Origin of the sequence: Micromonospora marina (assembly GCF_900091565.1) — a bacterium.
GTDB classification, from domain to species: domain Bacteria; phylum Actinomycetota; class Actinomycetes; order Mycobacteriales; family Micromonosporaceae; genus Micromonospora; species Micromonospora marina.
The window spans coordinates 1-21,066 of sequence record NZ_FMCV01000031.1 but is presented as its reverse complement, the minus strand read 5'-3'; the positions used below and the strand labels follow the sequence as shown (position 1 = coordinate 21,066).

Here is a 21,066-nt window from a genome sequence, read left to right as displayed (position 1 = left end):
CGCCGCCACCTCGGGGAAGTGGTGTGGTCAGGGCGGGCGTGACATAGCAACTTCCCCGATCTGGCGCAGGAGCGCCGATCTTGTACCGGGGCGCGAGGAGCACGGGCGGGTGACCCGCTCCCACATCATCACTGTCAGGAGGGGGTGCGGAGGATGCCCAGGCGCTGGGTGGCTCTCGTGAGGGCCACGTAGAGGTCGCTGTGGCCCCTCGGGGACTCGGCGACGATCCGGGCCGGGTCGACCACCAGCACCGAGTCGAACTCCAGGCCCTTGGCCTGCTCGGTGGTCAGCACCACCACCCGGTTCGCCAGCTCCGGTTGCTCGCCCACCGCCGCCTCCGGCAGCGCCGCCACGACCGCGCCGCCCAGCTCGTCGACCCGGCCGGTCGGCACCAGCACGCCGAGCCGCCCGTCGCCCAGCGACGCGGCCTCGCGGGCCGTCGCCTCGACCAGCTCCGTCCCGAGCCGGTCCGCCGGTACGGTCCGGTCCCACGGCGGTACGCCGGTGGCGCGTACCGAGCGGGGCGGCCGTAGCGCCGGGTCGATCTCGGCGAGCACGTCGGCGGCGACCGCCATGATCTCGGCCGGGGTGCGGTAGCTGACCGTCAGCTCCTCCAGCCGCCACCGGTCCGCCACGTACGGCGCCAGGGCCTCGTCCCACGACGGCGTGCCCGCGAGCGCGCCGGTCTGCGCCACGTCGCCGACGATCGTCATGGACCGGCTCGGGCAGCGGCGCATCAGCAGCCGCCACGCCATGGGGGACAGCTCCTGCGCCTCGTCGACGATCACGTGCCCGAACGCCCAGGTGCGGTCGGCGGCGGCGCGCTGGGCGGTGGTGAGCCGGTCGGACTCCTCCTGCCGCTCGGAGAGCCGGTCGGCGTCGATCAGGTCGGTGACGCCGAGGATCTCACCGCCGTCGGCCTCGTCCTCCACGTCGATGGAGCGGGAGCCGCGCCAGATCTCCAGCACACCCTCGGCGTACTCGCGTTCCAGCGCCCGGATCCGCTCCCGGCGGGCGACGGCGGCGCGCTCGTCCTCGCCGAGCAGCTCGGCGGCCTCGTCCAGCAGCGGCACGTCGGCGGGCGTCCAGCCGCCGGGCTCGCGGTGCAGCGCGGCCCGTTCGGTGCCGGTGAGCATCGGCGCGGCGGTGGCGATCCGTTCCGGCGAGGCGTACAGGTCGGCGAGCAGGCGTTGCGGGGTCAGCACCGGCCACAGCTCGTCCAGCGCGGCCCGGATCTCCGGCTCCTCGCGCAGCTCGCGGCGGATCTCCGCGCGGTCGGCCTCGGAGAGCAGGTTCTCCCCGCCCAGCGGGTCGGCGCCGATCCGCTCGGCCACCTGGTCGGCGAGCGCGTGCACGATCTCCACGTCGAACAGGGCGCGGGCCAGGTTGTGCGGGCGGCCGGTGCGGCGTACCCGGTCGCGGGCCTGCCGCACGGTCTCCGGGTCGAGCGTCAGCACCTCCCGCTGCGGCAGCTCGATGGTGACCGGCTCGTCCGGCACCCACTGCCGGTCGCGGACCGCCGCGGCGAGCACGTCGGCCAGCACCGCGCGGCCCTTGAGCGCGGCGGTGGTGGCCGGCTCGGTGCGCCGGGCGTGCACGCCGGGGAACAGGTCGGCCTGGGTACGCAGCAGCACGCCGGTCTCGGCCAGCGTGGGCAGCACCTGGGAGATGTACCGCAGGAACGTGGCATTCGGGCCGACCAGCAGCACGCCCCGGGTGGAGAGCTGCTGGCGGTGGGTGTAGAGCAGGTACGCGGCCCGGTGCAACGCCACGGCGGTCTTGCCGGTGCCGGGCCCGCCCTGCACCACCATCACGCCGGGCAGGTCGGCGCGGATGATCCGGTCCTGCTCGGCCTGGATGGTCTCGACGATGTCCCGCATCCGGCCGGTGCGCCCGGCGTTGAGCGCGGCGAGCAGCGACGCCTCGCCGGTCAGCTCCTCGTGGGCGGTGGGGGAGGCGGCGGCGATGTCCAGCACCTCGTCGTTGAGCCCGGTCACCTTCCGGTCCCGGGTCCGCAGGTGGCGCCGGCGGCGTACGCCCTGCGGGCTGGCGGCGGTTGCCAGGTAGAACGGGCGGGCCGCGGGCGCGCGCCAGTCCATCAGCAGCGGGTCGTAGTCGCCGGAGGTGTCGAAGATCCCGATCCGGCCGATGTAGCGGACCGAGTCGTCGTCGCCGTCGAGGCGGCCGAAGCACAGGCCGCTCTCCACCGCGGCGAACTGCTCGACCTGGTCGGCGTACATCGCCACCGTCGAGTCGCGCTGCGACCGGGCCTGCTGCGTGCCACCGGTGTGGCGCAACTCCTCGTCGAGCCGCCGGGCGGCCTGTTCCCGCATACCGTCCAGCCGGTCGTACAGCATCGAAACGTATTCCTGCTCCCGGCCGATCTCGTCGTCCTGGCGCAGGTCAGCCGACACGTCGGAGTGCGTTGACAATCCGGCTCCTCATTGACTAGAATTGCCGCAGGAATGGCATTCAGAAGCCATTCCTTTTTTGTGCCTGAACTGAGAAAGATAGCGCGTCGGCCGCCACCGGACCAAGCCCGGACACGACTCGGGGCCCGGCCGGCGTCAGCCGGCCGAGCCCCGGGCACGGCAGTTCTCAGCCCTTTGCGGCCTCGTAGAGCCGCTCCGGCGTGACCAGGCCGGCGATCACCCGGCCGTCGTCGGTCAGCAGCACGCTGAACAGCTTGCCGCTGAGCAGCCGCCCGCTGCCCCAGTCGCCGCTGACCTTCGGCAGGTCACCGAGCACCTGCGCCAGCATCTGGGCATCAGGCGCGTCCGCGTCTGGCTTCGCGCCGCCGGTCGCCGCGTCGCCGATCTCGGCGACCACCACGGTGGTCCAGCCGGTGCCGACGGTACGCACGTCCGGCTTCTCGGCGTCCTTCTTGTCGAACCGCTTACCGGCCGGTGCGGGCCGCTCGCCCTCGGTCGCCTCGGTGACCTTCACCCCGGGCGGCGGGTTGAACCGGAACTGGTCCGCCTCCGGAGTGCGGAAGTCGACCTGGGTGAACGCCACCTGGAACGCCGGTTCGTCCTGGCCGTCGGCGAGCACCTGCAGGCGCAGCGGCACCTTCTCCTTCGCGTCCAGCGCGATCCGGACCTGGTGCACCAGTGACGCCGTGTCGCGCGGGGTGAGTACCAGCTCGTACGCGTCCCGCCCGGCCACCGTCGCGGTGCGGCCGACGGTGACCGCCGTGGTCGGGTCGATCGCCTCCAGCGCCCGGTCCGCGGCGTCGGCCGGGGTGGCCGGCACGGTGGCCCGCTCCGGGGCGTCGGCCGGCAGCACCCGGTGCGTGGCGGTGTTCTCCCGACTGTTCCAGGTCCAGACGTCGCGCCCGTTGCGCAGGATGTCCTGTTCGCCGAGCGTGTCGACCAGGGCGAGCCGCTGCCGGTCCTCGCCGCCGTACCAGACGCGCAGCGTGTGCGTACCGGAGACCAGGCCGGCCAGGTCGTTGCCGGCGGCCCGGCCGGCGAGCGCGGCGATCGGCGGCAGGCCGAGGTCGGCGCGCTGCACCACGGTGCCGGAGAGCCCGTCCAGGCGGGACGTGCGCAGGTCCTCCAGGAGCTGGGCGGCGCTGCGCGGCGGCAGGGCCGGGTCGGCGCCGGCGGCGAACGTGCCGACGGCGGCGCCACCGCCGATCACGGCGACCCCCGCGGTCACCGGGACCAGCCAGCGCAGCACGGCGCGGTTCTTCATCACGGACATAGTGTGCACCTCCTGCGCACCATGCTGCGCGATCGTGGCTGTGACCACGCTGAGGAGATCCCCTACGGGTGACCCCGTGGTGGCACCCTGGACCGGTGCGGTTGCTGGTGGTGGAGGACGAGACGAGGCTCGCGGCGGCGCTGCGCCGGGGCCTGTCGGCGGAGGGGTTCGTGGTCGACGTGGCGGCCACGGGCCCGGACGGGCTGGACGCGGCCCGGCACGGCGAGTACGACGCGATGGTCCTCGACGTGATGCTGCCCGGTCTCTCCGGCTACGAGGTGGTCCGCCGGCTGCGCGCCGAGCAGCGCTGGCTGCCGGTGCTGATGCTGTCGGCCAAGGACGGCGAGTACGACCAGGCCGACGGCCTGGACTGCGGCGCCGACGACTACCTGACCAAGCCCTTCTCGTACGTGGTCCTGCTGGCCCGGTTGCGGGCGTTGCTGCGCCGCGGCGCGCCCCGGCGGCCGGCCGTGCTCACCGTCGGCGACCTGCGCCTGGACCCGGCCCGCCGCCGGGTCACCCGGGCCGACGCCGAGGTGGTGCTGACCAGCCGTGAATACGCGCTGCTTGACTACCTGATGCGCCGCCCCGGCGAGGTGGTCTCCAAGACCGAGCTGCTGGACCACGTCTGGGACGCCTCGATCGACACCGCCCCGAACGCGGTGGAGGTCTACGTCGGCTACCTGCGCCGCAAGATCGGCCGGGAGCGGCTGGAGACGGTACGCGGCGCCGGTTACCGGCTGGCCACATGAGCCGGTGGGTACGCGGCCCGCTGCCGCGACTGGGTCTGCGGGCGCGGCTGCTCGCGCTCGGCGTGGTGGGACTGGTGGTCGGGTTCGCGTTCGGCGGGGCGCTGCTGCTCGGCGCGCTGGGCTGGACGCTGCAGCGCTCGGTCGACGAGGAGGCGCTGCGCACCGCCGACGCGGTCGCGCTGCTGACCGCCGAGGACGCGCTGCCGGATCCGCTGCCGGTGGCCGGCGGGCAGCTGCGGGTGCAGGTGGTCGACGCGCAGGGCCGGATCCGGGCCGCCTCGATCGACGCGGACCGCCTCGTGCCGATGCTCGGCCCGGACGAGCTGCGTCCCGGGCAGCGACAGCGGCTGGTGGTGGACGGGCGGCGCGTCGGCATGCCCGGCCCGGTCCGGGTGGTCACGGTGCCGGCCGGCACCGCGCAGGAGCCGCGTACGGTGCTGGTCGCCAAGTCGCTCACCGACGTGCGGCACAGCCTGCAGGTGGTCCGCAACCTCCTGCTCGTCGGTTTCCCGCTGCTGGTCGCAGGGCTCGGCGTGGTGGCCTGGCGGGTGGTGGGGGCGACGTTGCGCCCGGTCGAGCAGTTGCGCAGCGGCGCGGCCGAGATCACCGGGCGGGCCGGGGCGGAGCGGCTCCCCGTACCGGCCGGGCAGGACGAGATCCACCGGCTCGCGGTGACGCTCAACGACATGCTGGACCGGCTGGCCGCGTCCCGGGACCGGCAGCGGGCGTTCGTCGCCGACGCCGCGCACGAGTTGCGCAGCCCGCTGACGAACATGCGTACCGAGCTGGAGGTGGCCCGGCGGCTCGGCGACGACACCGACTGGCCGGCGGTCGCCGACGACCTGCTCGCCGACACCGAGCGGCTCAGCCGCCTGGTGGACGACCTGCTGCTGCTGGCCCGCCTCGACGAACTGGACGCCCGCCCGTCCCCGATCGGCCCGGTGGAGCTGGGGGAGCTGCTGCGCGGTGTGGCCGCCCGCTACCCGTCGCCGCCGGTACGGCTGACGCCGCCGGACGCGCCGCGCTGGGTCGAGGGGGACGCGGGGGAGCTGCGCCGGGTGCTGGTGAACCTGGTGGACAACGCGTTGCGGCACGCGTCCTGCGCGGTGGAGCTGGCGGTGAGCGGGCCGGACGGCGCGTACCACCTGATCATGGTGACCGACGACGGGCCGGGCATCCCGGCGGCGGACCGGGAGCGGGTGTTCGCCCGGTTCACCCGGCTCGACGACGCGCGGGCCCGGGACGCGGGCGGCGCCGGCCTGGGCCTGGCCATCGTGCGCGAGCTGGTGCGCCGGGCCGGCGGCACGGTGGAGCTGGCCGACGCGACGCCCGGCGCCGCCGCGCCGGGGCTGCGCGCGACGGTACGGCTGCCCGCGCTGGCCGAGCCGGACCCGGAGTGAGCGGTCAACGGCGGCGTTTCGTGCAGACCGGGCCGGTGCGGGCGACCGTGTCGGTGGACCAGACGAGCGCCACCGTGAAGCAGTAGTCGGTGGTGCGGTCGAGCCCGTAGGCGATGTAGTCGGCCGACCCGGCGGGCAGCGTCGCGAACGTGCCCTGCGGCTGCCCGGACCGGCCCCCGGCGACCACCACGGGCCCTTCCGCGCCGGCCGGGTACGTCCAGCTCAGCACGATGCTGTCGCGCCGGTCGGTGAGCGTGAACCGCCCGGGCGGCGTGCCCGGCTCGGCGGCTGCGGGAGTGGTCGGCGCGGGACCGGCGGAGGTCGGCGGCGGCGCGCTGGTGGCCGGTGGCGGGGTGTCGCGGCCGTCGTCCACCCGGGACACCCCGGCGATCACCGCGATGGTGCCGAGCAGCAGCGTCACCGCCACGCCGAGCGCCACGAGCGGCAACCACGGGCGGGCGCGCCGCTCGGCCGCCGGCGGCCGGGGCACGTGCACCGGCAGGTAGCGCGACGGCGGCTCGGGCGGGGGCGGCGACACCCGGCGTACCCCGGCCTGGTCGTCGGCGAGCCCGACCACTGTGGGCGGCAGCGGGTCGGCGTCCGGGCGCCACGGCTGCTCGGCCGAGGGCGGCCACGGGTAGTCGTCGAACCCGTCGGCCTCCGGCGCGGTACGCGGCGTCGGCACGTGCGCGGTCTCGGCGGCCCGGCCGGGCGGATGGTAGAGCGGCGTCTCGACCGGGTCGTCGAGCGCGGGCGGCGAGTACGGCGGCAGGTCGTGCGGCCCTTCGGCCGGCGGGGGCACCCGGGCGGCGGGCACCACCGGCGTCGTCCGGGCGGGCGGCTCGGGAGCCGGGGCGGGCGCGGGCTCGGGACAGACATGGTCCGGGTCGGCGGCGGCGCGGGCCAGCCCGGCCACCTGGGCGGCGAGCGGGTCGTCGGCGTCCAGGTGCAGGCGGCACAGCTCCTCGGCGAGCGTCAGGTGCTCGTGGGAGTCGGCGTACCGGCCGCAGTCGCGTTCCATCGCGCCGAGCTTCGCCAGCATCTTGATGCCGCTGGGGTGGCCGTCGCCGTAGACCTCCCGGTGCAGCTCCCAGGCGTCCTGCAGCCGGTCGCGGGCCACCTCGCACTGGCCGCGCGCGTACTCCACGGTGGCCAGGTCGGCGTGCGCGGCGAGCACCCGCTGGGACTCCGGGCCGTCGCGGGCGGTCAGCTCGATGATGACGTCGGAGTAGAGCCGGGCGGCCCGGGCGTCGCTGCCGACCCGGTGCAGCACCGCGGCGAGCGTCGCGGCGGCGGTGACGGTGCGCTCGTCGGAGCGGCCGAACAGGCGGGTGGCCGCCGCGTACGCGAACGCGGCCCAGCCACGGGCGGAGTGCGGCTCACCGAGCGCGACCAGCACGCGGGCCTGGAGACCGGCGGCCTCGGCCAGCTCGGGGGAGGCGTTGCCGGGACGGGGATCCGCGTCGCTGAGCGCGTCGGCGAGCAGCCGTTGCGCGCCGTCGAGGTCGCCTTCGGCCACCAGTTGGTGCGCCTGGACGGTCAGGTCAGCGAAGCCGGAGGACACGCCCCATCGTGCTCGTCCGGCGACGGTATGTACAAGACCCGGAGTGGATCAGTTTGGTCCCGAATCCGTCAAGTGGTCGGCGAGCGTCTCGCTGATCCGGCGGAGCTGGTCGACCTGGGCCGAGCTGAGCGCGTCGAACAGGTGCCGGCGCGCCCCCTCGACGTGGCCGGGTGCGGCGGCGGCCAGGGTGGCGAAGCCCTCGTCGGTGAGCACGGCGGCCTGCCCGCGGCGGTCGCTCATCCGCAGCCGCCGGCCGGCGGCCTCGGAGAGGCGGACCAGGATCTCGTGGCACGCGTGCGGCATGCCGCCGTCGTGCTGCAGCTCGCGGTCGAGCACGTCCATGAGCGCCCGGGAGGCGGTCAGGAAGGGCCACCAGGGTCCGCTGCTCGTCGGGGTCCAGCCACCGGCGGGGGTTCACGGCCGGGCCCACCGCGCCGTGCGGTAAAAACGGCAGCATGTCCACCGACGCCGTCCTGCGCGAGCTGCTCGTCCGCCGGCTCGACCACTGGCTTCCCGCCGCGCTGCACCGGGCGCGGCGGGCCACGCTCGCGCTCGCGTACGCCGGAGGTGACGCCACCGGCGCCCAGGAGGCGCTGCGGGTGGTGGCCGAGTTCGCCGACCGGCTGCGCGGACGGCGGCTGACCGTGCTGGTGGTGGCCGACGACGGCACCGACCTGCCGGCACGCCTCGGCGCCGCGGAAGCCGCGCTGCCCGCCGACGTCGCCGTGCACCTGGTGCCCGGCGGCCCGGACCGGCTGCCGGTGGCGCTCAAGGCGGCGGGCGCGGCCGGTGCGCCGCTGCTCACCGTGGCCGACGGCGCCGACCCGGACCCGGCACTGCTCGCCGCCGCCGTGTCCGGGCGGCCGGCCGAACTGCTGCTCGTCACCGCGCCCGGCCGGTCGCTGCGCCCGGCGCTCATCGACGCCGGGTTTCCGCTCGTCACCGAGGTCGAGCTGGTGCCGGACGGGGACGCTCCGGCGCGGCTGCTCGGCTACGGCACCGGCTCCGACCACGGGCTGGAGGCGGTCAAGGAGGCGCTCTGGGCGGTCGACGAGTACGCCGGCGTGCGCTACCGCGACCCGGCCGACCCGCAGGGCCGGCTGCTGGACCTCTCGTCCGACCCCGACCTCGGCCCGCTGCGCCGGGAACTGCTGGCCGAGCTGGCCCGCACCGGCCCGCGTACGGTCACCGAGCTGCGCCGCTTCGCCACGACCTCGACGGTCTACCGGGCCGCCGACGTCAACCGTGCGCTGACCTCGCTGCTCGCCTCGGGCGCGGTGACCCGCGACCCGGAGCACGGCCGGCTCGGCGGGGACGTGTCGATCAGCGCCGTGCCGACCGCCGGGTCATCTGCTTGACCACAATCGACGCCCCGGTGGCGACCACCCCGATGCTGAAGACCATCTGGGCGCAGACCGCCACCCGGGCGATCTGGCCCTGGGCGTGCACGTCGCCGTAGCCGACAGTGGTGAGCGTCGCGAGCGCGAAGTAGAGCGCGTCGACGCGGGTCCGCAGGCCGGCGAACTCGCCGGGCCGGGTGTTCGCCACCACGTAGTCGCCGAGCGCGAAGGCCAGCAGCCCGGCGACCAGCGCGACCGCGAGCCGGGTCAGCGCCCGGTCCGCGTCCCGGCCGGTCGGCTGGTCGCGGACGAGCTGACGGCGGACCTGGCCGGTGACCAGGAACGCGACGACGGCCACCAGGACGAGGGTGCCCGCCGAGCGTAGGACCAGCCGCAGGCCGTTCGGATCGGCCTCGACCGGCACCAGGAAGTAGCCGACGAGCATGAGCAGGCAGGCCGCGACGGCCCGCCGTCGTGTCCGCCGCAGGGACAGGTCCGCCATGCGGCGATTCTCCGATCGCCGGAGCGTCCCGGCCGGCAGAACCGGAAAAGCCGGTACTCACGACGATCGGGGCGCGGCCAGCGGCCGGCGCCCCGATCCACGTCCGGGTGTCAGGCCCGGGTCTTGTCCTGCTTCCAGGACAGCGGCCCCGGAAGGTCCACGCGGTGGGCGCGGGTGTTCGAGTTCCAGGACCAGCGGCCGATCTTGATGCTCCACGACGAGAAGCCGTTCTGGGTGAAGTGGAGGATCAGCGGTCCGTACTTCTTGCGCTTGCGGAACTGGACGCCCATCGGGGGTGCCTCCTTCGTCTCCCTGCCTCTACGGCATCGAACATGCCCGGATCGACGATTCGCGAAACCCTGCCTCGGTCCGCTCTGGAGGGTAGGACTGTTCTCTATCCAACGGGTAGGTCTTACGGCGCTGTAAATGCTGGTGGTGAAGGCTTGCGGCAGACTCAGCGAGGAAAGTCTCACTCTTTGGAACGGCGTTGACCGGTGCCGAGAGCGATCGGCACCATGAGTGCTGGTCGCCCCGCATCGCTTCGGTCATCCGGGGGTATCGGAAGAGAACACCGTGCCGCCGCAGCTACCCCTGGACTGGAGGCTCCCGTGGACCACGTGCCCGCTCCGTCGCGCCGGCAGTCGGTGGCATCGTGACCACCGTGGACCGGCCCGGTGCCGCCACCGTCGAGCTGCGGCCCGTCGACGTCGACTCGTTCCGCGGCCTGCTGCGCCGCCAGGCGTCCACTGTCACCGTCGTCACCGCCCCGGGCCTGCGCGGCAACCGGATGCGGGCGGACCTGCCACCGGCCGGCTTCACCGCCACCTCGTTCACGTCCGTGTCGCTCGACCCGCCGCTGGTCTCGGTCTGCCTCGGCGCGTCGTCGAGCTGGCCCACCGTCGAGCAGGCCGAACACGTCGCGGTGCACCTGCTCGCCTCCGGCCAGCAGGAGACCGCGCAGATCTTCGCCACCGCCGGCATCGACCGGTTCACCGCCCACCCGGGCTGGACCATCGGCCCGTTCGGCGTGCCGCTGATCGGCGACGCGCTCGCCGTGCTGCTGTGCCGGGTCGTACGCCGGATCGAGGCGGGCGACCACACCCTCCTGCTCGGTGAGCCGCTCGCGCTCGGCGCGGGCGAGGACGGCGACCCGCTGCCGCATCACCGGGGCGGCTACACCACCACGCTCGGCGACCGGCCCGAGGCGTGGTGACCGCGCGCTGAGATCAGCGCGGCTCCCACGCGTCCGGCTGCGCGGTCAGCTTGCGCACGTGCGCCGGCAGCCGGCCGCTGACCAGCTCGTCCAGGCTCACCTCGTCGACCACCCGGCGCACCGAGGCGCGTACCGCCACCCAGAGCCGGGGCAGGTTCTCCGCCGCCCCCTCGTACCGGGTCTCCTCGGGACGCAGCCCGCGTACCCCCGCGAGCGGACCGTCGACGGCGCGCAACACGTGCCCGATGGTGACCTTCCGTGGCGGCCGGGCCAACGTGTACCCGCCCTCGGCGCCGCGCTGAGCCCGGACGACCCCGGCCCGGCGCAGGTCGGCCAGGACCGCCTCGAGGAACTTGCGCGGCATGTCCTGCTCCGCCGCGATGGCCTGGGTGGACAGCAGGGTGGGGTACGCGGTGGCCAGGCTCAGGGCCGCCCGGACCGCGTAGTCGCCGCGCGCGGAGATCTGCACAGTGCCATCATGCCTGCCCGCCGGGTGCGGGGGAGTCGGCGGGCGGCCGGGGCCGCACCAGACGGACGGCCAGCGGGCGTTCGCGCTCGGCCCGGAACGTCCCCGGGCTCACCCCGACCTCCCGGGTGAAGAAGCGGCCGAAGTTCGTCGGCTCGGGAAAGCCCAGCTCCCGGCCGATCGCGGCGATCGACTCGTCGGTGGCGGCGAGCAGCCGGCACGCCTGCAACGCCACCCGCTCGTCGATCACCTGCTTGGCGCTGCGGCCGGTCACCGCGAGGCAGGCCCGGGTCAGGGTACGCACCGAACAGCCGATCTGGGCCGCGTAGTCCTCCACCCGGCGGGTGTGCCGATAGCCGCGTTCCACCTCGCGGCACAGCCGCCGGAACGTCTCGGTCTCGGCCCGGGGCGTCGCGCCGTCGCCCGGATGCGGCAGCAGGCTCAGCCGCAGCAGCAGGACGGCGAGCTGATGGCGCAGCAGCGCCGCGGCGGCCGGCACCAGCGCGTGCCGGTCGGCGTCCACGGCGAGCTGGCTCACCTCGCTGATCACCGCGTCCTCGTCCTCACCGGCGAGCTGACGGTGAGCGGGCACCGCGTCCGGGTCGACGTCGAGGCCGCGCAGCGCGTCCGGCCGCCAGCTCACCACGGTCGCGTCGAGCTGGGTGCCGACGAACCGCAGCGCCTGGCCGGGGTGCGCGCGCAGCAGCGTGCCCGGACGGCAGGGGACCGGCCGGAAGTCCAGCTCGGCGGTGCCGTGGCCGTGGGTGACCAGGACCAGCAGATCGTGGTCGAGCAGGACCGGACGGGGCCTGCCTGGCTCGGCGGCGAGGTCGCCGAGCGCACCGGTGACGATCTCGTCGGTGCCGGGGCGCAGCTCCGGCAGACCGGTGCGGGTGGCCGGGGAGGGCTGACCGGTAGTGACCATCATCCCGACGGTAACCGGCCCGCGCGCACGTTGCATCTCGACGGTTTCACCCGCTCGGGCCGCTCTTGTCGGCAGCCGAGCCGGGCGGTTAGGTTACCGATCGGTAAGACCCGGACCGGCGTGCGCTCCGCACCCGGCCACGCGGCCCCGGCCGACCGGCCCGCGGCCGGGAGACGGCGATGGGACGAACATGACGGATCTGTTCTCGGTCGACGGCAAGACGGTCCTGGTGACCGGCGGCTCACGCGGGATCGGGCTGATGATCGCGCGGGGTTTCGTCCGGGCCGGCGCCCGGGTGATCATCTCCTCGCGCAAGGCCGACGTGTGCGAGTCGGTGGCCAAGGAACTGTCCGCCGAGGGCCACTGCGAGGCGATCCCGGCCGACCTGGGCAGCGACGCGGGCGCGCTGGCGCTCGCCGAGGCCGTGCGGGAGCGCCACGACCGGCTGCACGTGCTGGTCAACAACGCGGGCGCCACCTGGGGAGCGCCGCTGGAGGAGTACCCGGAGAGCGCCTTCGACAAGCTCTGGGCGGTGAACGTCAAGGCCGTCTTCCGGCTCACCACCGCGTTGCTGCCGCAACTGCGCGCCGCGGCCGGCGCCGACGACCCGGCCCGCGTGATCAACATCGGGTCGATCGACGGCATCCGGGTGCCGTGGATGGAGGTGTACGCGTACTCGGCCACCAAGGCCGCCGTGCACATGCTCACCCGCGGCCTCGCCCACCAGCTCGCCGGCGAGCAGATCACCGTCAACGCGATCGCACCCGGACCGTTCGAGAGCAAGATGATGGCGTTCGCGCTGGACGACCCCGAATCGCGCGCCGCAATCGAACAGCAGGTGCCGCTGGGCCGGATCGGCCGGCCCGAGGACATGGCCGGCACCGCGATCTACCTGGCGTCGCGCGCCGGCGCGTACCTGACCGGAGCGGTCATCCCGGTCGACGGCGGGATCACCACGCGCGGCTGAGGCGTACCCCAGGTCGGGAACGGCCCGGGGCCGCGCGGACTCGGCAGATCCGCGCGGCCCCGGGTGCCGCCTTGTCAGCGACCGGCCAGCAGCCGGTTCACCGCGGTGTCGACGTCCAGGTGCTCGGCCTCGCGACCGCGCGGAACGACGACGTAGGTCCGGCGCAGGAAGCGCACCAGCACGCTGCGCGGAACCTCGAACAGGGCGTTGCCGTCCGGCGACGACAGCGCCAGCGCGACGAAGTCGCCGCGCGGGGTGGCCCACGGCCAGACCCGCACATCACCGATGCCGGCCGGCTCGTCGAGCCCGGTGACCAGCAGTTCGCGAGCGAACGACCAGCTCACCGCCTCGCCGCCGGCGGACTCGGCATGGAACAGGACATGGACCGCATACGGGTCAGCAGGGTCGTAACGCAGACTGGCACGCACCGGCAAGGCGGTGGCGTCAGGCGCGACGAGCCTTAGCGACGTCTCGACCTCTACGGTCGTCGGTCGGATGACACTCATGGACGTTCTCCCCCCGGCACCGCGTGCGGAACGCGCGTGTCCCGCTTTTCCCATACTCAGGTGCTGCTCCTGGCTACGCTCCGCCATACGCTGACTTCACCCAGTGGTGGGAAGGGGTTCCGAAAGCCCCCGGGACCGCTCGGCCCCGCATAGAATTTCGGGTTCCGCCCACTCCGTCGTCCCGCCCGGCAACGGGTGGTTCAGTCGTCGACTTACTCCGGTAACGTCCAGTCGTCAGCAGGGGTGACGGTCCTGGGCGACACTAGGGGTGGAAATGGTCACGAGGGGACCCTCGGTGACGTCGCGGACCACGGCCGAATCGCCGAAAGGTGCGGCCCGAGCAGCCGAAAGTCGGGGGTACGAGGTGCCGGTGGAAGGGCGGTCGCAAGGCGCTCTCATGGAGCGGCGCCGGCGGCGACGGGGCTGGCGCGGACGCCTGCACACCACGCTCGACCTCATCCGCGCCAACCCCACCGGCCGCGTTGCCCTGAAGATCTTTATCGGCATCCTCGGCGCCATCGTCGTCACCGTCGGCATCGCGTTGATCCCGCTGCCCGGGCCCGGCTGGCTGCTGGTCATCGCCGGTCTCGGCGTCTGGGCGGTCGAGTTCCACTGGGCGCGTCGGCTGCTCGCGTTCACCCGCCGGCACGTCAACTCCTGGACGCGCTGGGTGACCAGGCAGTCGCTGGGCGTGCGGCTCGTGCTGGGCGCGGTCGGGCTCGTGTTCGTGTCGGTGGTGGTGTGGCTCTCGCTCAAGTACAGCCTCGGCATCGACGTGGTGGCGCAGGCGCTGCACTACCTCGCGACGCACTGAGGCCCGGTTTTTGGTCCGGGCCGGTGATCGGGTAGAGTCATGCGCGCTGAGGGCGATTAGCTCAGCGGGAGAGCGCTTCGTTCACACCGAAGAGGTCACTGGTTCGATCCCAGTATCGCCCACGCAGGTCAAAGGCCACTTCCCGGCTTCGGGAGGTGGCCTTTCTGCTTGCGTACAGCAGCTTTGTACAGCAGTTCTCGTCAGCGGCTCAGTGATTCGCCGAGGCGCTTGAGTGCTTCTCTCGTCTTTGTCGATGTGACCTGCGTGTAGATCTCCATCGTCACCGAGAAGCGGGCGTGCCTGAGCACCTGCATGGCGACTCTAGGGTGGACGTCGAGGTCGGCCAGGAGGGTGGCGCAGGTTCGCCTGGCGTCGTGGACGGTGATCGGCTTGACGTTCGCCTTGTCGCATCGCGTCTGCCAGGAGCGTTGGAAGTTGCGGGGCTCGATGGGCGTGCCGAAGCGGGTGGTGAAGACGAGTCCGGTTTCGTGCCACGCCTTGCCGGCGGCTGCTTCTGCCTCGTCGCGTTGTTGCTGTCTGAGCTTGAGGGCGGTCAGGCAGATGTCGGGCAGGGGGAGGGTGGCGTCGGACGCCTGGGTCTTGGTGTCGCGGTGCAGGAGCTGCCCGCGTACGCGTTGGAGCTGGCGGCCGATGGTCAGTTCCCCGGCGTCGAGGTCGACGTCCTCCCATGTGAGTCCCAGCGCTTCGCCCTTGCGGAGACCGGTGACGAGTACCAGGGCGTAGGCGGCGTAGAGCGGATCGTCGTCGGCTCTCGCGGACTCCAGGAACTTCCGTGCCTCGTCGCTCGACCAGGACCTACCCCGCCGACGGCGGACCGTGGCGAGGGTGACCGCGACGGCGGGGTTCTTGGCGATGAGGTCTTCGGCCTGGGCGTGGGTGAGGGCGGCCCGCAGCGCGGCCCGGATGTCGCTGACCGTCCGCGTCGACGGGACTGCCTGGCAGCAGCGGCCGACCGCGCAGCAGCGCCGCTTGTGCTTGGGGCGGGCGGCGTCCTTGCCCTGGGCGCAGCACTGGCAGGTCCGGGCCACCTGGTTGATCCACGTCTGCACGTCGCGGGACTGGAGCCGGTCGAGCCGCTTCGCCCCGAGGCCGGGGGCGATGTAGAGGCGGACGAACGTCTCGTAGGTGGCGTAGGTCAGGGGTGCCCGGTTCGGCTGGATGATCTCGGCCAGCCAGTACGTGAGGAAGCTGCCGACCGTGGGGACGCTGGTCGCCACCGGACCTTGCTTCGCCTGCTGGTGCAGCTTGATCCACTTGTCGTGGACGGCCTCGCGGGTCTTGCCGTAGACGTACTTGCGGGTGCGCCGCCCGTCGGGCTTGGTGACCCATACGTACGCGGCGAAGCCGTTCCGGTACGGGAAGATCGAGCCTTCGCCGTTGGCTCGGGTGCGTCCGGGCATCAGGCGGCCTCCTGACGTTCGACCTGTTCGCGGATGTAGTCGTCGACCCATTCGGGGAGGATGCGGCGGTACTTGCCGTCCTTGATGGAGCGCAGCTCGCCGGTGGCGATCTTCATCTTGACCTTGGAGATGCCGAAGCCGAGCAGCACGGCGACCTCAGCGGGGGAGTACCAGCGCGGGGTCAGGTCTCGGCTCATGCGGCCACCCAAGTTTCGTGGGCGAGTTCTTCTCGGCCGATGCGTCTGCTCTCGCGGCGCTGTCGGGCGGCGGTGTTGGCGAGTAGGGCGTCGCCTTCGGTGAGCCAGCCGGAGCCGAGGTAGGTGAGGGTGCCGACGCTGATGGTGTCGGCGGGTTCGTCGTCCTCTTCGCGGCGGTAGGTGGTGCGGGTGGCGCGGAGTTGGCCGAAGGTGACGGAGTATCGGCGGGCCTTGGTGAGGAAGTGGCCGCCGAAGCCGAGCATGTGCGCCCAGCGGCGCAGCCCGGCGTAGATGTTGGGTTTGGTGTCAAGGCTGTCTTGACGGTCGTCGGCGGTTGCGGCGCCACCGGTTGTGTCGGTGTGGGTGGGGCGGCCGAGGTGCCAGCAGGCGTCGATGAGGCGGGCGACGTGGTCGCCTCCGGGGTCGGCGTAGTCGTCGACGGTGGCGGGGGTGAGTCGGGTGGAGCTGTGGCCGGTGGCTTCGGTGGCCTTGGTGGCGTACTTGGCGAGGTAGGCGGCCACCTTGGCATCGGTCAGTTCGCCGCCAACGGTGTTGATGCGTTTGACGTCGACCTGCTCGCCCCAGGCGATCAGCCAGCCGTCGGGCTGGTCGGGGTGCGCGGGTGTGGTGACGGTGATCTGCCGGGCGGCGGCGCGGATCGCGTCTTCCAGGTCGTCGACGGTGATGCCGTCCGGCGGCGGTACGAGGGCGTCCGGGTCGTCGGGGTCGACGCCGTCGAGGCGCAGCAGGACGTGGAAATGCACCGCTGCGCGGCGCTGCATCTCCGCGACCTTGCCGTGCGACACCCGCACGGGCGGCACCCAGCGAACCTTGCCGGAGGCGGTGAGGATGCCGACCTTCCGGATGCCGCGTCGACGGCACGTTGCGGCGACGTGGCGATCAGCGGCCTGCTTGGTGCGCCGCCACAGCTCGCCGGAGAAGTAGTTCCAGACGACCTGGTGGGCGTGGTCGTAGCAGTCGAGGCATAACGGCTGGCCCAGCCGCGGATCGTCGGCGTCGTGGCGGGCGAAGCACGCCGTGGGCTGCCCGTGCGGGCAGGTTCCGGCGTTGCTGCGGGCGCGGCAGGGGGCGGGGCGGCAGTCGCAGCGCTGCCGGTGGCGGCAGGTGTGGCGAGGAACGTGGCGGTGGTGGACCGGTCCGAAGGACGGGGCGGTGAAGGTGGCGAAGACGACCGGGTGCCGGCCGACCGAGGCGGGGACGCCCTTGCCGCCGGTCAGGCCGCGACAGACGACTTGGTAGGCGTCGCCCTGGTAGACCCAGGCGCAGTCCGGGCACACCGATTCGCGGCGGTTGCCGCACGCCTTGTACAGCGTGCGGTCGGGTAGCTCGTCGGTGTGCTGCTCGCTCAGAACTCGGCCAGTGTCGCGGTCGACGGCGGTGATGGTGCCGGTGAGGCGGATCGGGCGGGAGCAGCCGCCGGCGGGGCGGGTGTGCTCCAGCCAGCCGGAGAACTCCGGTGTGGCGGCGCGGTGCAGGACCTGGGCGTCACGACCGGCGGCGAGGCCGGGGCGGTAGGTGGTGAAGATGGCTGTCTCCTCGTGCGGGGGTGGCAGGGACGGGAGACGAGGCACCACCAGCCGTGGACGCCTGTCCGCTGGTGGTGTTCGTCGTGTCTCCTGGCACCGCCGAGAGGGCGGCTGACGCCGGAGGGCGGAAGTGTGGTCGTGCCACTGCCCGCCGATGGGTCATGTCCTTTCACGCTCGTGACTTGGCAATTGAGGGCCGGCACGGGTGGGGAGCCTGGGATATCGGCATCCGGCGGGTTGCCGCAGGCTGCCCCCACCCGTGAGGTGTGCGAATCCGGGCCATCGTGGACGGCAGGGAAGGCCGTGCTGGGCCGCTCAGCGGATTCGGGGAGCCGGCATGGTGGCCGGCGCGATCAAGAGCCGGCGGGACGTGGCCCGCATCAGCGGCAGAAAGGCCGCTCAGCATCTCCGACGTCAAGTCCAGCGATCCGGCAGGAAGGCCGCGCTGGCGTCCTCGACGAGCGCCAGAGTAGCACCGGGTACCGACACGTCAACCCGCCGTGATCCCGATGGTCGTGGCGACAATGGATGTGTAAGAGGTCTGGCCAGGAGATCATTCCCTGGTGCCACTGACTCACTTTCTCGATCAAGTAACCCAATGGAGCGCCCCGTGAACGCCGACAAGACCCCACCGCTACGGGAGTACGTCGGCTTCATCTGGATCGAAGACAAGCCGGGCATCCGCCTGCGCATTCTTGCCAGATCCCTCGATGAGGCGAGGATCGGCGTGGTCGAGGAGTACGGGGACGGGCACGTCATTTCCATTTGGAACGAAGAAGACGCATCGAAGGCCCGATAGTGCTTCCTTCGCATCGGTGCGCCTGAAAGCGGAGCGCGGACCTCCTCCGCTTAGCGGGCGGGGCGCGCGGCGTGTCGCGCATCATGTGGAAGCCGTCGCGTGAGGGCGTAAGGCGAAGGCGGGCACGGTTGCCGGCACGGTTGCCGGCCCGTTTGGGAGAACTTTCTGTACATCTATCAAGGCGGCCCTTGACGGGCCGCACGCGCCGCCGCCAGGGCGCGTGCCCGTCGCTCCGCTGGCGCTCCGACTCCGATCACGCAACACGCCCGGCGGCTGGCGCGGATGGCGGGTAGCCCGGTGGGCCGCCGAGTGACGACAGGCCGTTGTCCGGTGGGGTGGTGGGCCGGCAGCCGGCCGGGCCGCGCGGCGAGCACCGCGCGGCGTGGGGGAGCGCACGCCGGCCGCGTCGGCAGCTGTCGGGTCGGTGGCGGGGTTGCGGTTACTGCGCCTCCGGCGGGGGCGCTCCGGCTCCAGGATGGCCGGGGCTCCGTCGGCGGCTCGCGGTCCGTGGGTGGTGGCGGTGGGAGCCATCCCGCCCGCCGTCGACCCGGGCGAGCCGAGCAGACCACCGCCCGACCCGCCAGCGTCCGAACGGGCGTCAAGGTCCGGTTGACGTGGCGGGCCGGGCGGCGGCCCGCTCCACAGGAGTGCGGGTCGACGGCAGACGGGATGGCGAATGTACTGGAGCTAGCTCTACAGCTTCTCCAAGCGGTCGTCCAGGTAGAAGCGGCACTCGCCGGTGCTCTCGAGGAGGACCGTCGAGATCGTCTTCCCCAGATAGGGGCCCCTCTTGACCTGCGCGCTGTCGATGATGATGCCGATCTCGTCCGTGCCCGGCCCCCGGGTACGGTTCAGAGCCGGGGTGTCGCCCCGAGACTCTTCGGTTCGCAGGGAAATATCCATGTGGGCAGTATGGCCGGTACGTACGACAGGACCAGATTGCCAGGGTTGCGGGCGTGCCCGATGCGTGCCCGGTGTAGAGGTCAACACCGGGTCGTAGCGGGACTCTGGCAGCAGCAAACCGGACGCTGCGTGTTCGTCTGCTGGGCGGAAGGGTTACTGAGGGTACAGGTCAGCCCGATTCCCAAACTGACAGTGCGAGGATGAGCAACTATGAGCCCCGACGCCTGGAGCCTGCTGGACGGCAGAGGTGAGCGCGCAAGGCGCTCGTGGTCAGAGGTCAAGTCGGCATTGCCTGTTGGTGAACGAGTCCGCGCCCGAGTCTTCGCGGCGATGCCGTTCGGCGTCTTCGTCGAGATCGACAGCCAGCCGGATGCGCTTGGGCTGTTGGAGATAACCACGCTTCCACGCGGCGGCGAGCTTCCAGCCGTTGGCGTCTACCTCGATCTGGTCGTGGTCAACCATGCTGCTCACAACTGGCAGGTGCGACTGCGGCCAGCCGACGTCGAAGCCGGCGACTGAGTGACTAACTGGGTGACGATCGGGGTGCACGGGGCTGGACTTCCGTGGACGACACCGGACGCGAGCGCCAGCGTGTGGCCAAGGGCGGCCCTGGTGGAGAGATCCTAATGGTTGCCTGGGGGTCAAGGGGTTGACGGGATTCGGGTTGAGGTCGTCGTCAGGCTGCCGGAGTTTGACGGTAGGCGACACCCTCTGGGCATCGGCGGGTCGCCCGGCTGCTCGCGTCCGCCTGTCAGGTAGGTTGGGTCGCCGCAATTTTCTGAAGCGTTGAGCGCATACAATATGGTATCGCTTGGGGATAAATTGTAGGAGTGGTTGTGATCGCCGAACTGTGGGGCTGGCTCTCCAAAACCAATCCCGACGCATGGGCCGCTGGCGCAGGTTGGACGACAGCATTGATTGCGCTTGTTGCAAGCATCGCCGCCTTACGGCAGGTGCGAGAGGCTCGACGACTCCGTGAGGAGCAGGCCCAACCATATGTGGTGGCCTACATGGAGCATAGCCAGGCGGACATGGAATTCATCGATCTTGTTATTAAGAATTTCGGGACAACGGCAGCGCGTGACGTTCGTATCTATGCCGAGCCGGCACTGAAAAGGAGTACCGGGCAAGGTGCCGGCACCGAGGATGTGGGACTCTTCAAGGTGCTGCCGATCTTGGTGCCGCAACAGGAATGGCGAACCTTCTGGGACTCCGGCATGAATCGCAAAGATACTGATCTCCCCGACGAGCATGTCGTGAAGGTTGAGTACATGGACTCGCGTGGGCGGAAGATGGATCCAACTACGGCTGTTCTTGATTGGTCCGCATACAAGAATAGTCAATGGCTTGTTATTTACGGAATTCACCATTCCGCCAAAGCGCTCCGCGATATCAAAGATGTGGTCAAGAAGTGGGGCGAACATGGCGGTAGGGGAATCTCCGTGTATGCCCGCAGTGGGGACCGTAAGGACGCCAGTACGGCAGCCGCCATTTGCTAGGTGAGCAGGGCGTATTCGCGGTTGAGGCGGGTGCGTTGGTGGTGCCAGCGGGCGCGGGCCTGGTGTCGGCGTCGCCAGGTGAGCCAGTCGATGGCGTGTCCTGGTGGTGGTGGGTGGTGCAGGGCGTCGGCGAGGAGTCGTCCGACCTCGGGCACGGTGAGCGGGATCAGTCCGGGATCGGCCGGTGGTGGCTGGTCGGGTGTGGTCCAGGGCCCCGGCAAAGTCGTGAGGGTGTCCGGCTTGGGCGGTTCGAAGTAGAAGCGCCGGTGTTGGTGGCAGCAAGACGGGCATGACCGGTTCAGAAGATCATCAAGGTTCTCTACGCCACGATGACCTATCCGAAGTGAGCCATGCCCGCACTGCCATCATCGCTGACCTCTTCTCTGTCCTGCGCACCGGCTCTGACCGTTGCCGAAACCGCTGGTGGGCTGCCCGCAGCACTCGCCGGTCTGCCTGACCCGCGAGCCCGGCGGGGTGTGCGGCACAGGCTGCCGGTCGTGGTGACCGCGGCGGTCTGCGCCGTGGTTGCCGGCTACCGCTCGTACA

23 protein-coding genes, 1 tRNA gene and 1 pseudogene are annotated in these 21,066 nt (G+C 72.1%); 11 read left to right on the top strand and 14 right to left on the bottom strand.

Annotated features, from left to right (window positions below; translation table 11 throughout):
* Window positions 1-134: 134 nt before the first annotated feature.
* Both GA0070215_RS25970 and GA0070215_RS25965 read right to left on the bottom strand, forming a co-directional pair.
* The gene (locus tag GA0070215_RS25970) at window positions 135-2,357 is read right to left on the bottom strand and encodes a HelD family protein (RefSeq protein WP_208600426.1); all 2,223 of its coding nucleotides are present in this window, start codon (window positions 2,355-2,357) and stop codon (window positions 135-137) included.
* A gap of 241 nt (window positions 2,358-2,598) precedes the next feature.
* Complete coding sequence (locus GA0070215_RS25965) at window positions 2,599-3,705, bottom strand: LolA family protein (protein WP_091050954.1); 1,107 nt, start codon at window positions 3,703-3,705, stop codon at window positions 2,599-2,601.
* 95 nt (window positions 3,706-3,800) lie between these two features.
* Between GA0070215_RS25965 and GA0070215_RS25960 the strand changes: the two genes are divergently transcribed.
* On the top strand, window positions 3,801-4,457 hold the full coding sequence (locus GA0070215_RS25960) for a response regulator transcription factor (RefSeq protein WP_018788177.1): 657 nt from the start codon (window positions 3,801-3,803) through the stop codon (window positions 4,455-4,457).
* Entirely contained in the window at window positions 4,454-5,857 is a 1,404-nt protein-coding gene (locus tag GA0070215_RS25955) for a sensor histidine kinase (RefSeq protein ID WP_091050950.1), read from the top strand. The genes GA0070215_RS25960 and GA0070215_RS25955 overlap by 4 nt, the downstream gene beginning before the upstream one ends.
* Before the next feature lie 4 nt (window positions 5,858-5,861).
* Here GA0070215_RS25955 and GA0070215_RS25950 read toward each other — a convergent pair whose 3' ends face one another.
* Both GA0070215_RS25950 and GA0070215_RS25945 read right to left on the bottom strand, forming a co-directional pair.
* Entirely contained in the window at window positions 5,862-7,421 is a 1,560-nt protein-coding gene (locus GA0070215_RS25950; protein WP_091050945.1) for a tetratricopeptide repeat protein, read from the bottom strand.
* A 48-nt stretch (window positions 7,422-7,469) separates the two neighbouring features.
* Entirely contained in the window at window positions 7,470-7,763 is a 294-nt protein-coding gene (locus GA0070215_RS25945) for a hypothetical protein (RefSeq protein WP_244167154.1), read from the bottom strand.
* Between the two features lie 113 nt (window positions 7,764-7,876).
* Between GA0070215_RS25945 and GA0070215_RS25940 the strand changes: the two genes are divergently transcribed.
* On the top strand, window positions 7,877-8,779 hold the full coding sequence (locus tag GA0070215_RS25940; RefSeq protein WP_091050941.1) for a hypothetical protein: 903 nt from the start codon (window positions 7,877-7,879) through the stop codon (window positions 8,777-8,779).
* On the opposite strand, the gene GA0070215_RS25935 is transcribed toward GA0070215_RS25940, so the two are convergent.
* Together GA0070215_RS25935 and GA0070215_RS25930 are read right to left on the bottom strand one after the other, a co-directional pair.
* A complete protein-coding gene (locus tag GA0070215_RS25935) occupies window positions 8,745-9,263 on the bottom strand; it encodes a potassium channel family protein (RefSeq protein ID WP_018788172.1) in 519 nt (172 codons plus the stop codon). The two genes, GA0070215_RS25940 and GA0070215_RS25935, sit on opposite strands and share 35 nt — an antisense overlap.
* A 110-nt stretch (window positions 9,264-9,373) precedes the next feature.
* The gene (locus tag GA0070215_RS25930) at window positions 9,374-9,553 is read right to left on the bottom strand and encodes a DUF4236 domain-containing protein (RefSeq protein WP_013284922.1); all 180 of its coding nucleotides are present in this window, start codon (window positions 9,551-9,553) and stop codon (window positions 9,374-9,376) included.
* 362 nt (window positions 9,554-9,915) lie between these two features.
* Here GA0070215_RS25930 and GA0070215_RS25925 point away from each other — a divergent pair, with 362 nt between their 5' ends.
* Complete coding sequence (locus tag GA0070215_RS25925; protein WP_091050935.1) at window positions 9,916-10,476, top strand: flavin reductase family protein; 561 nt, start codon at window positions 9,916-9,918, stop codon at window positions 10,474-10,476.
* A gap of 13 nt (window positions 10,477-10,489) precedes the next feature.
* Here the strand turns inward: GA0070215_RS25925 and GA0070215_RS25920 are convergent, their stop codons facing one another.
* Together GA0070215_RS25920 and GA0070215_RS25915 are read right to left on the bottom strand one after the other, a co-directional pair.
* Window positions 10,490-10,945 (bottom strand): RrF2 family transcriptional regulator, encoded by a 456-nt coding sequence (locus GA0070215_RS25920; protein ID WP_091050931.1) that lies wholly within the window; start codon window positions 10,943-10,945, stop codon window positions 10,490-10,492.
* A 7-nt stretch (window positions 10,946-10,952) separates the two neighbouring features.
* Complete coding sequence (locus GA0070215_RS25915; RefSeq protein WP_018788169.1) at window positions 10,953-11,870, bottom strand: helix-turn-helix transcriptional regulator; 918 nt, start codon at window positions 11,868-11,870, stop codon at window positions 10,953-10,955.
* A 187-nt stretch (window positions 11,871-12,057) separates the two neighbouring features.
* On the opposite strand from GA0070215_RS25915, the gene GA0070215_RS25910 reads away from it, so the two are divergent.
* Window positions 12,058-12,834, top strand: coding sequence for a RhlG family 3-oxoacyl-ACP reductase (locus tag GA0070215_RS25910; protein WP_091050926.1), 777 nt, complete (start codon window positions 12,058-12,060; stop codon window positions 12,832-12,834).
* Between the two features lie 74 nt (window positions 12,835-12,908).
* Here GA0070215_RS25910 and GA0070215_RS25905 read toward each other — a convergent pair whose 3' ends face one another.
* Complete coding sequence (locus GA0070215_RS25905) at window positions 12,909-13,340, bottom strand: SsgA family sporulation/cell division regulator (RefSeq protein ID WP_007457244.1); 432 nt, start codon at window positions 13,338-13,340, stop codon at window positions 12,909-12,911.
* Between the two features lie 274 nt (window positions 13,341-13,614).
* Between GA0070215_RS25905 and GA0070215_RS25900 the strand changes: the two genes are divergently transcribed.
* Complete coding sequence (locus tag GA0070215_RS25900) at window positions 13,615-14,154, top strand: TIGR02611 family protein (RefSeq protein WP_208600424.1); 540 nt, start codon at window positions 13,615-13,617, stop codon at window positions 14,152-14,154.
* A 50-nt stretch (window positions 14,155-14,204) separates the two neighbouring features.
* Window positions 14,205-14,276, top strand: a tRNA-Val gene (locus GA0070215_RS25895).
* A gap of 78 nt (window positions 14,277-14,354) precedes the next feature.
* Here the strand turns inward: GA0070215_RS25895 and GA0070215_RS25890 are convergent.
* From GA0070215_RS25890 to GA0070215_RS25880, 3 genes are read right to left on the bottom strand one after another with little or no spacing between them, the layout of a single operon-like run.
* Window positions 14,355-15,575 carry a tyrosine-type recombinase/integrase gene (locus GA0070215_RS25890; protein ID WP_091050915.1) on the bottom strand — a complete coding sequence of 407 codons (1,221 nt, stop codon included), beginning with the start codon at window positions 15,573-15,575 and terminating at the stop codon, window positions 14,355-14,357.
* Complete coding sequence (locus GA0070215_RS25885; RefSeq protein WP_091050912.1) at window positions 15,575-15,772, bottom strand: excisionase family DNA-binding protein; 198 nt, start codon at window positions 15,770-15,772, stop codon at window positions 15,575-15,577. Before GA0070215_RS25885 ends, GA0070215_RS25890 begins: the two co-directional genes overlap by 1 nt.
* Window positions 15,769-17,319 (bottom strand): replication initiator, encoded by a 1,551-nt coding sequence (locus GA0070215_RS25880; RefSeq protein ID WP_091051025.1) that lies wholly within the window; start codon window positions 17,317-17,319, stop codon window positions 15,769-15,771. Before GA0070215_RS25880 ends, GA0070215_RS25885 begins: the two co-directional genes overlap by 4 nt.
* 610 nt (window positions 17,320-17,929) lie before the next feature.
* On the opposite strand from GA0070215_RS25880, the gene GA0070215_RS25875 reads away from it, so the two are divergent.
* Complete coding sequence (locus GA0070215_RS25875) at window positions 17,930-18,118, top strand: hypothetical protein (RefSeq protein WP_141708250.1); 189 nt, start codon at window positions 17,930-17,932, stop codon at window positions 18,116-18,118.
* 693 nt (window positions 18,119-18,811) lie between these two features.
* Here the strand turns inward: GA0070215_RS25875 and GA0070215_RS25870 are convergent.
* A complete protein-coding gene (locus GA0070215_RS25870) occupies window positions 18,812-19,021 on the bottom strand; it encodes a hypothetical protein (RefSeq protein ID WP_091050905.1) in 210 nt (69 codons plus the stop codon).
* Between the two features lie 210 nt (window positions 19,022-19,231).
* On the opposite strand from GA0070215_RS25870, the gene GA0070215_RS29365 reads away from it, so the two are divergent.
* Both GA0070215_RS29365 and GA0070215_RS28200 read left to right on the top strand, forming a co-directional pair.
* Complete coding sequence (locus GA0070215_RS29365; protein WP_244167153.1) at window positions 19,232-19,540, top strand: hypothetical protein; 309 nt, start codon at window positions 19,232-19,234, stop codon at window positions 19,538-19,540.
* A 317-nt stretch (window positions 19,541-19,857) separates the two neighbouring features.
* Window positions 19,858-20,520: a hypothetical protein gene (locus GA0070215_RS28200; RefSeq protein ID WP_141708249.1), complete on the top strand. Its 663-nt coding sequence runs from the start codon at window positions 19,858-19,860 to the stop codon at window positions 20,518-20,520.
* On the opposite strand, the pseudogene GA0070215_RS25860 reads toward GA0070215_RS28200, so the two are convergent.
* Window positions 20,517-20,753: pseudogene (locus GA0070215_RS25860) on the bottom strand (IS701 family transposase); the annotation flags it as partial. The gene GA0070215_RS28200 and the pseudogene GA0070215_RS25860 overlap by 4 nt on opposite strands.
* A 117-nt stretch (window positions 20,754-20,870) precedes the next feature.
* Here GA0070215_RS25860 and GA0070215_RS29360 point away from each other — a divergent pair.
* The coding region (locus tag GA0070215_RS29360; protein ID WP_244167152.1) for a transposase family protein at window positions 20,871-21,066 on the top strand (196 nt) is incomplete at its 3' end.

Coding starts and splice junctions, on each gene's coding strand:
- GA0070215_RS29365 (WP_244167153.1), top strand. CDS start 19,232: ATGAGCCCCGACGCCTGGAGCCTGCTGGACGGCAGAGGTGAGCGCGCA.
- GA0070215_RS25945 (WP_244167154.1), bottom strand. CDS start 7,763: ATGGACGTGCTCGACCGCGAGCTGCAGCACGACGGCGGCATGCCGCAC.
- GA0070215_RS25930 (WP_013284922.1), bottom strand. CDS start 9,553: ATGGGCGTCCAGTTCCGCAAGCGCAAGAAGTACGGACCGCTGATCCTC.
- GA0070215_RS25940 (WP_091050941.1), top strand. CDS start 7,877: ATGTCCACCGACGCCGTCCTGCGCGAGCTGCTCGTCCGCCGGCTCGAC.
- GA0070215_RS25890 (WP_091050915.1), bottom strand. CDS start 15,575: ATGCCCGGACGCACCCGAGCCAACGGCGAAGGCTCGATCTTCCCGTAC.
- GA0070215_RS25935 (WP_018788172.1), bottom strand. CDS start 9,263: ATGGCGGACCTGTCCCTGCGGCGGACACGACGGCGGGCCGTCGCGGCC.
- GA0070215_RS25955 (WP_091050950.1), top strand. CDS start 4,454: ATGAGCCGGTGGGTACGCGGCCCGCTGCCGCGACTGGGTCTGCGGGCG.
- GA0070215_RS25915 (WP_018788169.1), bottom strand. CDS start 11,870: ATGATGGTCACTACCGGTCAGCCCTCCCCGGCCACCCGCACCGGTCTG.
- GA0070215_RS25910 (WP_091050926.1), top strand. CDS start 12,058: ATGACGGATCTGTTCTCGGTCGACGGCAAGACGGTCCTGGTGACCGGC.
- GA0070215_RS25905 (WP_007457244.1), bottom strand. CDS start 13,340: ATGAGTGTCATCCGACCGACGACCGTAGAGGTCGAGACGTCGCTAAGG.
- GA0070215_RS25965 (WP_091050954.1), bottom strand. CDS start 3,705: ATGTCCGTGATGAAGAACCGCGCCGTGCTGCGCTGGCTGGTCCCGGTG.
- GA0070215_RS25900 (WP_208600424.1), top strand. CDS start 13,615: ATGGTCACGAGGGGACCCTCGGTGACGTCGCGGACCACGGCCGAATCG.
- GA0070215_RS25970 (WP_208600426.1), bottom strand. CDS start 2,357: ATGCTGTACGACCGGCTGGACGGTATGCGGGAACAGGCCGCCCGGCGG.
- GA0070215_RS25870 (WP_091050905.1), bottom strand. CDS start 19,021: ATGGATATTTCCCTGCGAACCGAAGAGTCTCGGGGCGACACCCCGGCT.
- GA0070215_RS25885 (WP_091050912.1), bottom strand. CDS start 15,772: ATGAGCCGAGACCTGACCCCGCGCTGGTACTCCCCCGCTGAGGTCGCC.